An 18,200-nucleotide genomic window follows, 5' to 3' on the forward strand; every position below is an offset into this window, starting at 1 on the left:
AGTAAACTAAACATTTGCCATTACGACCTTGATTTCGTTAAAATATACTTTTGACGAATTCAGGGTCTTTTTCCTTTACACCTTGTTAAGCCAGGGGTCTTCCAATTTTCTTCTCAGTCTTTTTAACAAAACTTTATTTTAACACAAATAGTGGAATACTGGTTAAAGGGGTGTAGTTTAACAGGAGATGTGCTGGTTATGCAGAGAGTGGGAATTAGATTAAACATTTAAACAAACGCCTTATGAAGATTAAACTTTTTGGCAGTTTGATAAATAGTGCTAAAGCATGGTATAAGTGTAAAAGAAGCAGAGATATACTGCTTTTTAATTTTGGGATAAGGGGTTGTCTTGATCCCATAATGAGAGGATTTGAATACAATTATGAAAGACAATTTTTGGCGTGATTTACCACGGCCATTTTTTATACTGGCACCAATGGAAGATGTGACGGATGTTGTTTTCCGTCATGTAGTGAGTGAAGCAGCAAGACCTGATGTGTTTTTTACAGAGTTTACAAACTCTGAGAGTTACTGCCACCCTGACGGGAAAGAAAGTGTGCGAGGGCGTTTGACTTTTACAGAGGATGAACAGCCTATGGTAGCCCATATTTGGGGAGATAAGCCTGAAAACTTTCGGCAAATGAGTATTGGTATGGCGGAACTTGGGTTTCGGGGTATAGATATCAATATGGGATGCCCTGTACCTAATGTGGCACAGCATGGGAAGGGAAGCGGCCTTATCCGCCGTCCAGAAGTTGCAGCAGAATTAATACAAGCAGCAAAAGCAGGCGGACTGCCTGTAAGTGTAAAGACAAGGCTTGGTTACAGTGAAATAGACGAATGGCGAGACTGGCTGACACACATATTGAAACAAGACATTGTGAATCTTTCCATTCATTTGCGCACAAGAGACGAGATGAGCAAAGTAGATGCTCATTGGGACCTGATCCCGGAGATCAAGAAGCTCCGTGACCAGGTGGCACCCCATACTCTCTTGACTATTAATGGGGATATACTTGACCGGCAAACCGGCTTAAAGCTCGCTGAACAATACGGTGTTGATGGAGTTATGATTGGGCGGGGTATTTTCAATAATCCATTTGCCTTTGAAAAGGAGCCAAAAGACCATAGCAGTAAGGAGTTGCTCGATCTCTTAAGGCTGCATCTTGATCTACATGATCAATATACACTGCGTTCGTTCAAGGCTCTTCATCGCTTCTTTAAGATATATATCAAAGGATTCCGAGGGGCAAGTGATTTAAGAAATCAATTAATGAACACAGAGTCAACAGACGAAGTGCGTGCCTTGCTTGATAAATTTGAGTCAGAGAATCTTGATGTAATGGGGTGAACAGTAGAGGTGTTCCCAATTCAAGATAAAAGCGAAGAAAGACTGTAAACGGGTGTGCCCACAATAAAGTTCGAGTTTATACTTAGCAGATAATTGGTTGGTGTGAAGGCGGTTTTGAACCGGACTCATTCCGACCAATTTTTGCTTTATATGTTTGTTAAAATACTCTTGGTAGTTAAACTTTGCCCGTCCGACCCTATTTCGTTAAAAAATCCTTTTGCGAATTCGGGGTCTTTTTCCTTTTGGTCAACTAAATTTATGAAACCCTATTAGAAGAATTAGTATGCATGGTTAAGCTTTTTTAGATGAGGCAACTATTAATTATCCAGTGGATTTCGCACATCAATTTATTCCTTTGGATAGAATTTGATTTGTTAACAGTATAGGTCTTGATTCTGGTAAACAGACACCGGTTCGTCACAAAACCACTTTCCTGAAAGAAGTAGAAGATCAACGATCCATTCGCTGATGGGAAGATCCTGAAGACGGCGGATATGACGGATGTGAAGTCTGGAGGAGATTGATTGGCAGTGGGGGCAGGAAGCGGAAGTACTTTGTACCGTGAATAGCATGGAGTCATCGAATGTTGAAACGTGAACAATATCCAGAACAGGATTTGGTGGTACCCATGAAATTATGATTACTCACTCCCTTTTTGATATGATACTCATCAAATATCCAAGCAACGAATTCATCAAACCACCGTAAGAACCATTTTTTGCTTGCCAAATACAAATGAGACTAGGTTTTAAGCGGCAAAACCTAACCTAAGTGGGGTCAGTACGAACTTTACATATTCATCATCATTGCGCCTTCTGTTATACAGAGGGTGTTTTTATTTGAACGCATTTAAAGATAATTCCCTAACAGACAAAAGGAAATTGAAAATAACTTGTTTACTCTAGTTGGATGGTCACATATAATCTGCTGGTCAAATTTGAAATTTTAAAAGTGAACTTCATGACAATTAACCAAAAAATTTTGAAGATTACAAAAAATTGTTGTAATGTGAGGAAACTATGACATAATTGTGAGTATCAAAATTTTTCAGGAGGAAAAACATGAACGTTAGTGAAAAATTGAAAGAGTTGGGTATTACTTGGCCCGAACAGGCACCCAAGCCAATGGCCAATTATGTAACGGTCAGAAGAAGTGGAAACTTGCTGTTTCTTTCTGGGGCAGGTCCCTTTGTTGATGGCAGGCCAGCTTATGTTGGAAGAGTAGGGAAGGAAGTAAGTGTTGAAGAAGCATATGAAGCAGCAAAACTGTCCGTTATCAACCTGTTAAGCATGATTCAAAGCGAACTAGGAAGCCTGGATAATATCCGGATCATCAAACTTCTTGGTTTTGTCAGCAGTGATCCAGATTTTTTCGACCAACCAAAAGTGATTAATGGGGCATCTGATTTTCTGGTCGATTTACTTGGAGAAAACGGAAAGCATGCCCGGTCAGCAATCGGGACAACAGTATTGCCTTTCAACATTCCAGTGGAAATTGAAATGATAGCTGAAATCATCAATTAGGACCAAAAATTCATTAAAAAGCGGGATACCTGCGGAAAGCATACCGGCCCCTTTCAAGAATGATGCGATAAAAATATTGGGGTTCAGCCATTGACCTAGGAGGGGGGGAATGCTATGCAAATAAACGTTGAAAAGGAAAGTAATCCTATTTTTAAAAACTATCTTCCTATTGCCGAAGCAATCTCGAAAACATTTGGGAGCAGCTGTGAGGTTGTGGTTCACGATCTGACTGATATGTCTTCTTCGATTGTTGCCATTTATAACGGACATGTTACAGGCAGAGAAGTAGGTTCCCCAATGACGGATCTCGGTCTCAAAATATTAAGAAATTGCGGGGACGAAGACCTCCATTTAAATTATAGAAACGAGAGTGTTAAGGGAAAAAAGATTAAATCTTCCTCCATTCTTATTCGTGATGATTCAGGTAGCGTTGTAGGGTCTTTATGTATAAACATTGACATCACGTCATTAACTATGGCAGCCTCCAGTTTACATGAAATGGTCAACATTAATGAAGAAAATAAAGAGGAATCTTTCCCGCAGTCGGTTACAGAGTTAGAAAAGCGTCTGATTGACCGGGCTGTAGAAAAGATTGGAAAACCGATAGACCTTATGGCAAAGAATGAAAGGTTGGAGTTTATTCGCTTACTCGACGATATGGGTCTATTCCTCATAAAGGGCACGGTACATAATATTGCAAAATTGCTGGATGTATCAAAATTCACGGTATACAGCTACATTGAGAAGAAACTTTAATAGAGCGGCGAAGTCAATTCAGATTTGTTTTCAATACAGTTTTTAAGGAGGGATTTACTTTGTTGTCTGATGAACTTGCCTATATGCCTGCCAAGGACCTGGCAGCCAAAATACGGAACCGGGAACTGTCTGCACTGGAAGTAACCGAAGCTTTTATAAGTAGAATCGAAGAGCGGGATAAAAGTCTGAATTCCTTTGTTTACTTTGGATATGAGGATGCCTTGAATAATGCGAGGCAAGCGGATCGAGCCTTACAAGCCGGGGATGAAGCCGGTATTTTCCACGGTGTTCCGTCAGCACTGAAAGATTTGTTTGGAGCCAAGCCTGGCTGGATTTCGACTTTTGGCGGACTCAAAGTACTTAAGGATAATGTAGTCAACCATTATTGTGCATTTGGAGAGCGTTATGAAAAAGCGGGGGGAGTGCTATTAGGTAAGACAAATAGTCCGCTCCTGGGTGCTAGCGGGATGACAGACAATGAATTGTTTGGTCCGACAAGAAATCCATTTGATCTAACGAGAAATCCAGGAGGTTCATCAGGAGGAGCAGCAGCGGCGGTTGCCGATGGCCTTCTTCCAATCGCCCAGGGATCCGATAGCGGAGGGTCGACTCGAATTCCAGCAGCATGGTGCGGCTTATTTGGCTTTAAGCCATCGGGGGGGAGGGTTCCTTTTTTAGGACGGCCAGATGGGTTTAGAACATTTATCTTCTCAACAGAAGGGGTACTGACCAGGAATGTTGAGGATGCTGCGTTGGGATTATCAGTTTTGACAGGCTACGATGATCGCGATCCCTACTCTGTTAGTGATAAGGTGGATTTCATGTCCGCCCTGCATGGTTCGATGAAAGGAAAGAAGATAGCCTATAGCCGGGATTTTGGAGCATACCCTGTAGACCAGCGTGTGGCGAACTCCGTTGAAAATGCAGTGAAGCTCTTTCAAAATGCCGGAGCCATCGTGGAAGAAGTAGATATAGAAATTCCTTACCACCAGAGAGAGTTGTCCGATTTGTTTTTCCGTACAGTCATGAGAGGGTATATCCCGTTTTTTGAATCACTGAAGAATAGGGGATATGACCTTTTAAAGGATTACCGTGAGGACTTGACACCTGCCATTATTGAATGGATGGAAAAGAGTTATCAATCTGACCTGCGTGATATGTACAGAGACCAAATCATGCGAACAGAAATGTTTGACGCGATTCAAAAAGTATTTAGGCAGTATGACTTGCTGGTAACACCTACCGCTGCGACCCTTCCGCAATTAAATGGCCCTAGGGGGAAATCACAAGGTCCGGTTGAGATAAACGGAGTGGAAGTTGATCCTTCTTTGGGATGGGCTATGACATATTTTACGAATTTCACAGGTCATCCATCTGCTTCTATTCCGGCAGGTCTTGAAGAAAATCTCCCAGTTGGCTTGCAAATCATCGGTAAACGATATGGAGATGCAGATGTTTTAACGGCAAGTGCAGTTTTTGAGCAATTGAAACCTTGGCAGTATATTTATGATATTTGTAAACAGCGTCCTCTAGAAATCACACAATATAGCAAATAGTAAGCTATTGTTCCAAAAACATCTGTCAAGCAGCTGGGAGAACAATTAAATCTACCGGTAGACAGTTAAAGCTACTGTTTCAACAAATAAGTATAGAACCAAATAATTTACAAATTAAATAGACAGAATATTCATACTTTCGACCTTATATTCATTAGAAGTGGAGGAATTGTTATGTCACAAATGCTTGCGTTGATATGTGTTATCGCAATTTTATTAATAGGGGATTTTGTTGCTGTTCGGACAAAAGCCTGGATTCCTTCTATGTTCGTCTCTGGAATCTTGTTTCTGATTGGGTACTGGACATTCTTCCCCAAGGAAATCATTGCAACGGCGGGTATTCCTACAGTGGTTGCTGTAATGATGATGTATTTATTGATTACCAATATGGGAACCTTACTATCACTTCAAGAGTTAAAGAATCAGTGGAAGACCATTGTTATAGCACTATCTGGTATCTTAGGGATTGTAGCAGCATTAATGAGTATTGGAACATTGATTTTTGGCTTTAAAACTATGGTGGTAGCTATACCTCCATTAGTCGGTGGTGTTGTATCGGCACTGATTATGTCAGAAGGTGCGAAAGAAGCCGGCCTCGCATCGCTTTCTGTATTTGCAATCGTCATTTATGTCATGCAGGGTTTTGCAGGATATCCGTTAACGGCGTTGGTATTGAAGAAGGAAGGCAGGAGACTTCTTAAGGAATACAGGGAGGGAGGGCTCCGGACCGCTGAAGCAGAAATTGCTTCGACAGTTGAAACGGAAACCTTAGGACCTAAATTATTTAAACATTTACCGGAGAAATATAATACAGATTTCTTTAAGTTTTTCAGGCTGGCATTAGTTGGGTTTGCCGCCTATCAAGTATCCACGTGGTTAGCCCCGGTTGTATCAATCAGCCCATTTGTTCTTTGCTTACTGTTTGGGGTTATCGCAACAAGCGCTGGGTTCCTTGAAAAACAGGTTTTACAGAAAGCCAACGGTTTTGGGATGGCAATCCTGGTCCTTATGCTCTTCATTTTTGACGGCTTGAAGCAGGCGACCCCTGCAATGCTGCTTGATATCCTGTTCCCATTGATCGGTACAATTGTTTTAGGCGTTATCGGAATGTATATCTTCTCGTTAATTGCAGGGAAAATTTTAAAGGTCAGCAAAGAAATGGCGTTTGCCGTTTCATTAACAGCGCTTTACGGATTCCCCGCAGACTACATCATAACCAATGAAGTAATCAAGTCGTTAACAGAGGATGAAAAAGAAAGAGAGGCACTGTTGAGCCGGATGCTGCCCCCTATGCTTGTAGGCGGATTCATTACGGTCACAATTGTTTCAGTCATTCTAGCAGGTATTTTTGTACAATTCTTGTAAGCGGAAAGGGCGTTTTTTGTGCAAGAGCTAAAAGAACGAATTGAAAGACATATAAACCAATTAAGTGAATTTACTGCTACACCTGAAAACGGGACTACAAGGCTCACATATAGTGTTGAAGATCTACAGGCACGTAATTATATCAAGGATACTATGAAGGAATATGGCTTGCAGGTTAGGGAAGATGGTTATGGGAATATTTTCGGAAAGCTAGATGGAACGCTCATAAATGCGCCCAGCGTCATCATCGGTTCTCATTTTGACTCAGTACCAAATGGAGGAGCATATGATGGTCCTGCCGGAGTAATAGCTGGTCTAGAAGTGGCCGGACTGTTTGTCAAAAATAACGTAGCTCCAAGATATCCACTGGAAGTCGTTGCATTAGTAGAAGAAGAAGGTTCAAGATTTGGTGGCGGCCTGATGGGATCCAGAGGAATGATGGGGCTTCTGAGTGATGAGGGTTTTCGAAGCCTAAGGGATCGAGACGGGATATCCACTGAAGAAGCTATGGTGAAAATAGGACTTGATCCTTCCCTTCCAAGAAGACGGGATCCAAAAACCATGAAGGCATTCCTGGAATTGCATATTGAACAGGGTCCCATCTTAGAGGAAAAGAATATTCCCATTGGTGTCGTGGAAGCTATCGTGGGATTAACTCAGCTGGAAATAACAATACAAGGCCAGGCAGGACATGCCGGAACCACCCCGATGGACCGCCGAGCCGATGCGCTTGTAGCAGCAGCAACGATTATTACACAATTGCCTGCATTCGCAGTAGAAGAAGGGCAGGGGACCGTAATTACCACTGGCCGGTTGAATGTATTTCCTAACGGAGCAAATGTCATTCCTAATAAAGTAGTATTCACTGTAGACATCCGGTCAGGAAAAGAACAAAACGTGCTGAATGTAATAGAAAAAACGAAGGCACTGATTCATTCAGTTTGTAATGACAACATTCAAACTTCAGTCGATCAGCTTTTATATATTCAGCCAAAACAGTTTAATGAGAGAATTACTTCATTATTAAAGAAACAAAGTGAAGAGCTGAACATCCAGTATTGCTCAATTAACAGCGGAGCCGGGCACGATGCAATGGTCTTTTCTGACTATACTGATGTGGGAATGCTATTTATTCCTAGTAGAGATGGACTCAGCCATTGTCCAGAAGAATGGTCTGATTCGGTCCATTTGGAGAATGCAATTCATATTCTTTTTGAAGCAGCCAAAAGATTAACGGAGTCAGAAGGATAGACGAAATTGAACGTGTACACCTGGTAAAGGAAATCTAAAAACGACTAGCTGGTTTTAACTAGAAGAACACTGTAGTTGTACGCGGTCACTGAAAAAATCCAATCGTTAAATTAGGCAGTATAAAATATTAATCTATAAAATTAGGAGGATCTAGGATGGAACAGTTATTTTCAAAATTGAATGAGTTATACGGAGAAATCGTGGAAATACGCAGGCACCTTCATGAAAATCCCGAACTATCATTTGAAGAGGTAGAGACTCCCAAATATATCGCAGCCTATCATCAGGCATTAGGACATGAAGTTCGTACAGAAGTTGGAGGAAGAGGTGTCGTGGCGGTTTTAAAAGGGGGCCGACCGGGAAAGACTGTTGCGCTTCGGGCTGACTTCGATGCGCTGCCGATTCAGGAAGAAAATGAAGTGCCTTATAAATCAAAAGTGCCAGGCGTCATGCACGCCTGCGGCCACGATGGACATACAGCATCTTTGCTAGGTTTAGCGAAGGCATTAAATAGTATCAAAGACGAGCTGCAAGGAAATGTTGTTTTCATTCACCAGCATGCAGAAGAAGTAACACCGGGTGGTGCAATTGCGATGATCGAAGATGGCTGTTTGGAAGGCGTTGATGTGATCTATGGAACGCACCTTATGTCCACAATGCCAGTGGGGGATATTGTATATGGAGTTGGGCCTTTCATGGCAGCTGCCGACAGTTTTGAAATTACTGTACAAGGCAAGGGTGGTCATGGAGCCATGCCGCACCTTTCAAAAGATGCGGTTGTAATTGCATCCCAACTTGTTGTCAATTTGCAGCAAGTGGTCAGCAGGAAGACAAATCCTTTATCTCCTGCGGTTGTGTCTGTCGGATCATTTGAAGCAAAAAATGCCTTTAATGTCATAGCGGATAAAGCTGTATTACATGGTACCGTCAGGACATTTAATGAGGATGTACGGGATATGATTGAAGGTGAAATCGATAACGTTGCTAAAGGTACCTGTCTCATATCAGGAGCGTCCTACTCTTATACCTACTCAAAGGGATATCCGGCTCTGGTAAACCATAAAGAGGATACTGATTTTGTTGTAGAGATAGCAAAAGGAGTTCCGGGAGTGGAAAAGATCGTCGAAGGTGAACCGCAAATGGGGGGAGAGGACTTTTCCTATTACCTACAGCATGTAAAGGGTACGTTCTTTTTTACTGGTGCGGAAATTCCTAACAGGGAAACTACATATCCGCATCACCATCCAAAATTTGATATTGATGAGAGAGCGTTATTGATTGCAGCGAAAACCCTTGGGAAGGCTGCAGTTACTTACCTTGCGAATAATAGTTTAAAAGAGAATGGAGTAACGGTCGGATAACACAACAATAGATAGTAATCTCAAATACCATTTCACGGAGGTATTATATGAAGACTAAGATAACTAATGTTCGGCTTTTTGACGGGAATAAAGTTTATCCTGAAAAAACCACGATTATTTTTGACGAGAACAGAATTTTGAGCATTGGAAAAGGTACCACAATAGATGCGGATGTAGAGATTGATGGTGAAGGGCTGACATGCCTTCCTGGATTAATGGATTGCCATGTCCATTTATCAATGGATGGAGATGCCGACCCTTTCCGTGATATATCGACGGATACTGAGGCAGACGGCTCATTCAGAGCTATCCGGAACGCACAGCTGCAACTCGGTTCAGGTGTTGTCACCGTACGTAACGTTGGAGCAAAGTACAATGTTGATATTGCTTTAAGAAAAGCCATCGAAAAAGGGCTGGTTGAAGGTCCAAGAATCATGGCAAGCGGTGAGCCAATTGTAATGACAGGCGGTCACGGACACACGATGGCAATCGAGGCCGATGGAGTGGACGAGGTTCGAAAGGCAGCCAGAACACAGCTGAAAAAGGGTGCTGACCTGTTAAAGCTTATGGCAACCGGGGGGGTTATGACACCGGGTGTTGATCCAAATTCTCCTCAATTAGGTGAGGAAGAGCTTCGTACCGCGGTTGTTGAGGCGACACATGCCGGAAAAACCACAGCCGCTCATGCTCAGGGAGTTGCTGGCATCAAAAATGCAATCCGTGCTGGAATCACTACCGTAGAACATGGTATTTACCTGGATGATGAGGCCATTGCAATGATGCTTGAGCATGGAACGTTTTTAGTACCTACTCTGGCCGCGCCGCATTTCATCGTAAAATATGGGTTGCAGGCTGGAATTCCTGAGCATGCTGTTCGGAAATCAGAAGAAGTAAAGAAATATCATCAAAATAGTTTTTACAAAGCATATAAAGCAGGAGTTAAAATCGCTGCCGGAACGGATGCTGGAACACCGTTTAACCGACATGGTGATTTTCCGACTGAATTGGAATTGATGGTGGAATACGGCATGGAAGTAATCGACGCGTTTCGTGCCGCAACCTCTGTTGCAGCCCAGGCGATGAAAATAGAAGGAAAAACAGGGAGCCTTTCTGAAGGCAAAATGGCAGATCTTATCTTGGTTGAAGGAAATCCTTTTGAAAAAGTATCTGATATTAGAAATGTCGTCCAGGTGTTTAAGGAAGGGAAATGTCTCGTTAGCAAACCCAAAAAGCTGCTGGCTACAAGTTTGTAGGAACTGCTTCGGTAGAGCAATAGGAGGACTTTCACCAATCCTTTTCTGACTATATCCTGCAAAGTTATGATGTGACACTATTATTATATTGCATTTCGTTTATTGAGATTCTTACACCTAAAGACAGGCAGATTAGAAGTACAATTAAGGCTTCATATACTATGACCAATTATTATCAATCAATGATAAGTATGAAATAGATTTATTTATTTAAACAATCGATTGAAGCGCATCGTTCATTATGGTCGCTGGTTCAACTAAGTTTTGATCCTGGTATAAGTCCTTGAGTTGCTACTAAACTCAAGGACTTTTTCTGTTCACACGATTTTTTAGTTTAGGATAGGCTTTTTTAAGTTTCGTTTAGGGAAATGTATTTTTAAGTAGAAATAATGCAACACCGTTGATGTCAAAAAAGCTGGGGGTGGGAGGCGCTTTCGTTGAAAGAAAAAATTCATTTGAATCCTGGGACAAAATATTAGGAACAGAACAAACAATATTAGACTTTTGGCAGTGGGGATTTTCTGATATACAGTCTAACTCATTGAGGGGTATTTTTGATGAATTTTTAGTCGGAGCTGCTATTGGTGGACTTAACCAATCAAGAATTGAATGGGATGCCTTTGACTTAAAGTATTAAGATAGAAAAATAGAAGTAAAGTCAGCTGCATATATTCTCGCATGGTATAGTGGGGATGATCTTTTTCCAAGTTTAGGAAAAAGAGCTCTTTACATTCAGAATAAAATGCCCTAACCTAAAAGAAAAGACACTTTTCCTCATTAACATCACGCTTCTTTTTCCCTTATTACATATTACAAGTGTGAGGTGACGGGTATGAAAATACGCTTCTTAATACTGCTTGTTTTGCTATGTATTCCTCTGTTCAGTTGCTCGAACTTAAGGAATGATGAAGTATCCACTAAACCTAATGTCAAAAAAACTGAAGACACTGATAAACCTGGTAAACCTGAAAGTAATAAGCCTCTGCCATCAACCACCCCGGTGCCAAATCCCGTGACTCCGCCTGCAATACCACAGGATGAGCTAGTTATTTACAATGGACCAATTGAACATATCTTTTTTCATCCGTTAATTATTGATCCCAAATTAGCTTTTGATGGAGACGCTATGTCAAAAGGTTATGACGACTACTTTGTCACTGTAAAAGAGTTTAATAAAATGATTGAATCATTGTATCTTAAAAACTTTATACTGATTAAAATGTCAGACCTCTTTCAGGAACAGATGATTAATGGCAAAGTTACATTAACAAAGAAAGAACTCAAACTGCCTGTAAACAAGAAGCCGCTTATCTTTTCTATTGATGATTTAAATTACTATCAATATATGAGGGAAAATGGCAATGCGCATAAATTACTAATAGATGAAGATGGGGAACTAGCCACGTATTATAAGGACATAAAGGGCGCTGAGACCATTTCTCGAGAACAGGAAATTGTTCCGATCCTGAATTCCTTTGTGAAAGAGCATCCTGATTTTTCTTTTAACGGGGCAAAGGGTATTCTTGCATTGACCGGTTATGAAGGAATACTGGGATACCGCACTCACGAATTATCAAGCACTAATTTTTCGCAGGAAAAAGCCGAAGCCATAAGGGTGGTTAAAAAACTGAAGAAAGATGGATGGGAATTTGCTTCCCATGGGTATGGACACCTAGATACAAAAGCAATCAGCATCGGAACGCTGCGTGTGGATACTGAACGCTGGAAAAAAGAAGTGGAAGCACTGATCGGGAAAACCAATATTTATATATATCCTTATGGAAGCAGTGTATTGCCGGGAGACGCAAAGTTTGAAGCTTTAAGAACTTATGGTTTTCATATTTTTTGTTCAGTGGGTCCAAATCCGTATCTTTCGAACACAGACCACTATGCAATGATGGATCGGGTGCATATTGATGGGATAGGGCTGAGGCAGCAAAAACACATTATGGCCCGTTTTTTTAATAGTGATGAAGTGATAGATTCTGTTCGTAATCCATAAAAAGGTATCTCGGGAATAGCCATTCATCATTCATAAATACTTGTAACCCTGTTTTCAAACAAACCGAGAACAGGGTCTTTTTGTGCCTTGCCTTTATCCTGTCAATCTTTTCCTTTTAATCTTTTTAAACGTCAATTTGTCTTTATAGTATTTAAAGCCTATCTCAATATGTTTACTAAGAATATTTATCCATTTATAATTGTATTCAAATAATTCAAACTATTCATGTTATTTGTTCCCTATCAATCTATAATAAATTGAATGGAAATTGATAGGAGGAATGGAAGATTGAAGAAAAAGTTTATTGTGCCTGCAATTCTATCGTCAGCTATGTTGGTTGGTTCTATCCCAGCATTTGCTCAGACAGCTAATTCTAGTTTGGCCAGCAGTGGACAAGTTTCTAAGGAGTGGAATGAGAAAGCAAGCGTTCCTTTATTTGTGAAGGAGCGGTTTGCAGAAAAATTCACTTCCAGCAACGCTGTGAATGCGATCCATTATTTGAAGAAAAATCAAGATAAGACTGGACTCAATAATCCGGATAAAAATCTAAAAGTAAAGGATACGCAGAAAGATACACTGGGTATGACTCACGTCCGCTTCAATCTGGCTGTAAATGGAGTGAACGTAGAGGGTTCCGAGGTTGTGGTACATTTTAATAAGAACAATGAAGTCGTATCCGTCAACGGAAGAATAAATGAAACGATTACGGATGATGCAGTAGATACAACTGCTTCTTTAAGCAGCAATGCTGCACTAAAGAAGGCATTATCCTCTGTCAATGCCCCTGATGAGCTGACGTATGAGCCAACTTCTGAGCTTGTTGTCTTTCCTTTTGAAGGGAAAAATCATACAGCTTATAAAGTGAATGTTAACTTCATGGGTGACGAGCCTGGAAACTGGTTTGTCTTTGTGGATGCGAAAACGGGAGAAGTAATTGATAAGTATAATGGCTTAATGCATGCAGATGAAATGAAAACACAAAAAGGCGCTGGAAAAGGTGTACATGGAGAACATAGGGAATTACATATTACCCAAGTAAAGGAACCGAATTCTGGAACCCGGTTTGCGTTAGCAGATTACGCTCATGAGAACCTTGGCGGCATCGAGACTTATGATGCTAAAAATGATAACACCTCTAGTAATGATACTCTCTATGTGGGGAATTCTGCTGCATTCATCAGCGACTATGATCGGGCGGCTGTTGATGCACACTATAATTCCGAAAAAGTTTATGATTATTACCTAAATGAACATGGCCGCAATTCCCTTGATGGAAAGGGAATGGCGATCATTTCTAAGGTTCACTATGGTACCAATTACAACAATGCTTCCTGGAATGGGCGCTGGATGACTTATGGGGATGGCGACGGTCAGTTCATGACTTCTCTATCAGCTGGTCTTGACGTTGCTGCCCACGAAATGACTCATGGTGTCATCACTCATTCGGCCAATTTAGTATACCGCAATCAATCTGGAGCACTAAACGAATCGTTTGCTGACGTCTTTGGTGCACTCGTTGACGATAGTGATTGGGAAATGGGCGAGGATATTATGGCACCGGCTGCTAAAGCTGACGGCGTAACCGTATTGCGCAGCTTAAGTAATCCAAACAGTGTGGTCGTAAGCAACGAGCAAAGAAGGTCGTATAGCACAAATGGAGGGGTCTATCCAGACCACATGGACGAGTTTTACAACATGCCAACTTCGGTTGATGGCGGCGGAGTCCATGTTAACTCCTCTATTACAAACCATGCCGCGTACTTGATTGGTCAGGAACTTGGTAGGGAGAAACTAGGAAAGATTTACTATCGTGCACTAACTGTATATCTAACCTCGAATTCTGATTTCAGTGACGCACGTAAGGCTGTCGTTCAGTCTGCTACCGATCTGTATGGTGAAGGCAGTGCGGAAGAGGCTGCAGCTAAGTCTGGATTTGATTCGGTGGGAATTTATTAAATATTAGATTGCCTGTTAGCTGATTTTATACGAATTTTACGTTTAATGATCCCTCAGACTAAGTGTTTGAGGGATTGTTTGCATCTTGGATTAGTCACAAAGGTGTGATGATTAAAGTGAACAATAATGTTTTGTTCCTAATTATTTAATTACTTGACAAGTTTGTGAACAGGTAGGATTCCGGGTATAACAAGATGAATATCTTACACAAAGGCTCTTATCTAAAAGATTGTTGTTTTTTTAAAGTTTTTTACGGCACCCTATTGTTCAGTCAGGTCACTGGAACGTAAGGTGCGAGACTCCTGCGGGAGCAGCGGGACAGTTGAGACCCCGCAGGCGAAGCCGAGGAGGCTTACCGCCCGCCCCGCGGAAAGCGAGCATCCTGGAGAGAAAATCAACCTCTTGTTCAATAGCAACAAAGTTTGCGAAAACAGCCTACACAAAAGAGGGGGTATTACTATGCAAATTAAAACTAAAACTTTCCTAGCTCATACGTGTTCTTGGTGTAATAAGCATTTAGATAAGATAGATCTTATCACGATAGATGCATCCAATGTACTTACTCATATACAATGTCCGAAAAAAAGCGACATACCGATCATAGATGTAGGCTATTACACGGATGTTGTAAAGGAATATTCGAATTTGTAAGATAGCAATACGCGCCATAGACAACTAATAGATCACTACCTTGGTCCTCTTAATTAAGTTCATTGTTTGAACCTTCCCATGCTCACCTTTCTGACAAAGACCGACTCTTTTCCAGGTTAAGGTCGCGGTTACTACCACGCGGTTCTTTAAAAGATTTTATCTATATTGTCTCTCTATGTTAACCGGAGTCTAAATAAGATAGCCAAAACCGGATTGGTATGTTAAGACGTCGATTGCTTACTTGCCAGATAAATTAAAAGAAAACAAACCCCTTGAAAGATGTAGACTCAAATCAACAGGTTATTAAAATGGAGACGTCCGAGTTCCCAGGGTATAATTAGCGATATTTTAAAGATTTGATGGCTGCTCAGTTTTGTTGAGTAGCCATTTATGTTTACCAAAAAACTACTAAAAGAGTCTCTTGGTTTAAATAACTAAAGCAGGACTTAAATGATATTATTAAAGTATGTTTGTTTTACAATTCTTTAGAAAGAAGGATAGGACTTGGATAAGAAAACAAGAAAAGCTAAACCAGCTAGAATAGAGCTTGGGAAAGCACACTATAGACAACTAGAAGAAAATAATGAACAGCGCATTATGAGAAGAATAGATTTACCATATAAGCTGCTGGATGTGTTAAGTACACTGACTAAGGCTGAACTTGACAATATCCGGAAAGCTCTTGATTTAAGAGGAATAAGTGCACTAAAGAAGGATGAGCTGATACTAGAGCTAGTAAGGTCGATTCCAGCACAGTTTGAAAAAATTATAGGCAGGTTCGACAAGGAAAGGTATGCCTTACTCCAAAAGCTAGTTAAGAATTTTGGGAAAACTCGGTTGCCCAAAGAATTTTCCATGGAAAAGATTCGATGTTGGATGAACTGGGGTATTGCCTTTCCTGTTATTAATGAAGGGGAAAGACTATTAACGATGCCGAATGAATTAGTGGACCTTTTCCTTGAAGTCGACAATGTAGAGCTTCAACGGACGATTAACAGAAATACGGAATGGGTCAATCTTACAAATGGATTGCTTTATTATAATGGCATAATGAGTACGTCTAACATACTAGAAAAGATAAGTGAATTGACCAGACAAAAAATTGATTCCATAGATTTTCTCAATGTGTTTTTTAATGCAAGTGACTACTATCATCAGACAACTTTTTCTGCTTATGGATTAACTGATCAAAGAGTTCATGATGCTAAATTTACTTGGGAAGAACAAAAAAAGCGGCCAAGTATTGATTTCTTTCCTTTTACCAAAAAGCAGCTCTTGCTTGCAGGAAAACCAGGTTATGTGGATAAAAGTCCACAAATGAATAGCTTCCTTCAGTTCTTAAATCAATATTACGATTTGACACCTATAGACAGAGATGACATTGCTCATGAGTTAATAGTAATTATTAATACTCACGATCATCTCAACGTGGCCATCAAATACCTGCAAAGCAAGCTTGAGTTCCCTAACTTTGAATTCGTCCAACAGTTAACCGCTCACCTTACAGAGGTTTTCAATCATACTCGGCGCTGGATGTTGAAAGGCCACACACCGAGGGAAATCTCACAAGCAAGGAAACCAGAAACAATAATGTCTGCGAGGCCAGCTGCAAAGAACTTCCCTAAATCCAATGTCATAGATTTCAACAGTAGGAAGACAGTTAGCAGGAATGACCCCTGCTCGTGCGGAAGTGGGAAGAAATATAAAAAGTGTTGTGGAAGGCTTAAGTGACCATACACGAATCCTTTTAAACTGTTTGCTAAATTTGAGCTTGAAGGAAAAAGTTAACTGGTTTGATAATCTATAGAATTGATATGCAAGAAGAAAGGAAGTTCATTCGAAGTTGGAAAATCAATTAACTCAGCCAAGAAGTGCTGCAGCAAAAAACACATTGCTGCTGATCGGTATTATCTTTGTTTCATTTAACTTACGCGCAGCCATTACCTCCGTAGGCCCACTAATTAGTTTCATCAGAACTGACACTGGTATTTCAAACGGGATGGCAGGGATGCTCACCACGCTCCCGTTGATCTCGTTTGCGATTCTATCGATTTATGCTCCAAAGCTGGGACGAAAATTAGGAAATGAAATGATGGTGTTTCTTGGAATGGCGGCATTGATGGCTGGCATATTACTTAGGTCCACAGGTACTTCAATTGCTTTGTATACGGGAACAGCTATCGTTGGGATTGGGATTGCCATTGCCAATGTTCTGCTGCCCAGTATAGTTAAGGATAAATTCTCTCATCAGGTGGGGCTGGTCACTGGTGCTTACACCAGCTGTATGGGTTTTTTCGCGGCATTGGGTTCAGGGCTTAGTATACCTTTGGCAGAGGGGATGCATTTAGGCTGGCAAAAGTCACTCACCGTCTGGGCTTTTTTGGTAGCAGCCGCTCTATTGATTTGGCTGCCTCAGGTTCGCAGCAGTTCCGCTAAAAAAGTACACAAAGCAAGTAACCATGTTCCATCACTAAAAAATATCTGGCGTTCAAAAATTGCCTGGCAGGTTACGCTGTTCATGGGCTTGCAGTCCTTCCTTTTTTACAGCACGATCGCCTGGCTGCCTGAAATCCTGATTCGAAATGGATTGAGCACTTCACTATCAGGCTGGATGTTATCGATCATGCAATTGGCTTCGCTTCCTCTGACATTTTTTACGCCTGTGCTTGCCGATCGTTTTCGAAGTCAAAAAGGCATTGTTGTGGTGATTGGCATTCTATATCTAAGCGGCGTTCTAGGATTGCTGATTCGGGATAGTCTGTTATTGACTGTATGCTCAATTGTGTTAATTGGGTTTGCACAAGGATCATCCATCAGCTTGGCGCTCACACTTATAGGACTAAGAGCCGTCAATGCACAGCAAGCCGGTGAATTGTCAGGAATGGCCCAATCCATCGGCTATTTCCTTGCAGCAGTTGGTCCATTCGTCATCGGGATTATCATGGACGTTTCTCCAACTGTGACCATACCACTCCTTATATTTGGCTTAATCATTCTTATGATGGTCATTTCAGGTATTGGAGCTGGAAGGAATGAGACGGTATAGGTAATAAGATTAGGCTATTTTCTAAAAGATTATTGTTTTTTAATTGTTCTGTGAACCTACCCTATTGTTAAACAGGTTGATTGGAACGTAAGGTGCGAGACTCCTGCGGGAGCAGCGGGACAGGTGAGAC

General features: G+C 41.1%; 14 protein-coding genes. All 14 read left to right on the top strand.

From position 1 onward, the window contains the following. Nucleotides 1-381 precede the first annotated feature (381 nt). The 14 genes from CUU66_RS01910 (at nucleotide 382) to CUU66_RS01975 (ending at nucleotide 18,070) form a co-directional block, all read left to right on the top strand. A complete protein-coding gene (locus CUU66_RS01910) occupies nucleotides 382-1,350 on the top strand; it encodes a tRNA dihydrouridine synthase (protein WP_101639994.1) in 969 nt (322 codons plus the stop codon). Between the two features lie 1,061 nt (nucleotides 1,351-2,411). Next, nucleotides 2,412-2,873: a RidA family protein gene (locus CUU66_RS01915; protein ID WP_101639995.1), complete on the top strand. Its 462-nt coding sequence runs from the start codon at nucleotides 2,412-2,414 to the stop codon at nucleotides 2,871-2,873. A 114-nt stretch (nucleotides 2,874-2,987) separates the two neighbouring features. Continuing rightward, nucleotides 2,988-3,629 carry a helix-turn-helix transcriptional regulator gene (locus CUU66_RS01920; protein WP_101639996.1) on the top strand — a complete coding sequence of 214 codons (642 nt, stop codon included), beginning with the start codon at nucleotides 2,988-2,990 and terminating at the stop codon, nucleotides 3,627-3,629. A gap of 59 nt (nucleotides 3,630-3,688) precedes the next feature. Continuing rightward, entirely contained in the window at nucleotides 3,689-5,185 is a 1,497-nt protein-coding gene (locus CUU66_RS01925; protein WP_257967873.1) for an amidase, read from the top strand. 174 nt (nucleotides 5,186-5,359) lie between these two features. Beyond that, nucleotides 5,360-6,550, top strand: a complete 1,191-nt coding sequence (locus tag CUU66_RS01930; protein WP_101639997.1) for a hypothetical protein — start codon at nucleotides 5,360-5,362, stop codon at nucleotides 6,548-6,550. Nucleotides 6,551-6,568: 18 nt separating this feature from the next. Next, complete coding sequence (locus tag CUU66_RS01935; RefSeq protein WP_101639998.1) at nucleotides 6,569-7,801, top strand: Zn-dependent hydrolase; 1,233 nt, start codon at nucleotides 6,569-6,571, stop codon at nucleotides 7,799-7,801. Between the two features lie 155 nt (nucleotides 7,802-7,956). Continuing rightward, nucleotides 7,957-9,162, top strand: coding sequence for a M20 metallopeptidase family protein (locus tag CUU66_RS01940; protein ID WP_101639999.1), 1,206 nt, complete (start codon nucleotides 7,957-7,959; stop codon nucleotides 9,160-9,162). Nucleotides 9,163-9,209: 47 nt separating this feature from the next. Continuing rightward, entirely contained in the window at nucleotides 9,210-10,415 is a 1,206-nt protein-coding gene (locus tag CUU66_RS01945) for a metal-dependent hydrolase family protein (RefSeq protein ID WP_101640000.1), read from the top strand. Nucleotides 10,416-10,818: 403 nt separating this feature from the next. Continuing rightward, nucleotides 10,819-11,052, top strand: a complete 234-nt coding sequence (locus tag CUU66_RS01950) for a hypothetical protein (RefSeq protein WP_101640001.1) — start codon at nucleotides 10,819-10,821, stop codon at nucleotides 11,050-11,052. A 195-nt stretch (nucleotides 11,053-11,247) separates the two neighbouring features. Beyond that, nucleotides 11,248-12,417, top strand: a complete 1,170-nt coding sequence (locus CUU66_RS01955) for a polysaccharide deacetylase family protein (protein ID WP_101640002.1) — start codon at nucleotides 11,248-11,250, stop codon at nucleotides 12,415-12,417. A 261-nt stretch (nucleotides 12,418-12,678) separates the two neighbouring features. Further along, nucleotides 12,679-14,373: a M4 family metallopeptidase gene (locus CUU66_RS01960; RefSeq protein WP_374702958.1), complete on the top strand. Its 1,695-nt coding sequence runs from the start codon at nucleotides 12,679-12,681 to the stop codon at nucleotides 14,371-14,373. 459 nt (nucleotides 14,374-14,832) lie between these two features. Continuing rightward, nucleotides 14,833-15,024, top strand: a complete 192-nt coding sequence (locus tag CUU66_RS01965; protein WP_101640004.1) for a hypothetical protein — start codon at nucleotides 14,833-14,835, stop codon at nucleotides 15,022-15,024. A gap of 504 nt (nucleotides 15,025-15,528) precedes the next feature. Next, entirely contained in the window at nucleotides 15,529-16,755 is a 1,227-nt protein-coding gene (locus CUU66_RS01970; protein WP_101640005.1) for a YecA family protein, read from the top strand. A 112-nt stretch (nucleotides 16,756-16,867) separates the two neighbouring features. Beyond that, a complete protein-coding gene (locus tag CUU66_RS01975) occupies nucleotides 16,868-18,070 on the top strand; it encodes a CynX/NimT family MFS transporter (protein ID WP_101640006.1) in 1,203 nt (400 codons plus the stop codon). Nucleotides 18,071-18,200: the final 130 nt, after the last annotated feature.

It is taken from the genome of Peribacillus deserti, assembly GCF_002863585.1.
In the GTDB taxonomy this organism is placed as follows: domain Bacteria; phylum Bacillota; class Bacilli; order Bacillales; family DSM-1321; genus Paraperibacillus; species Paraperibacillus deserti_A.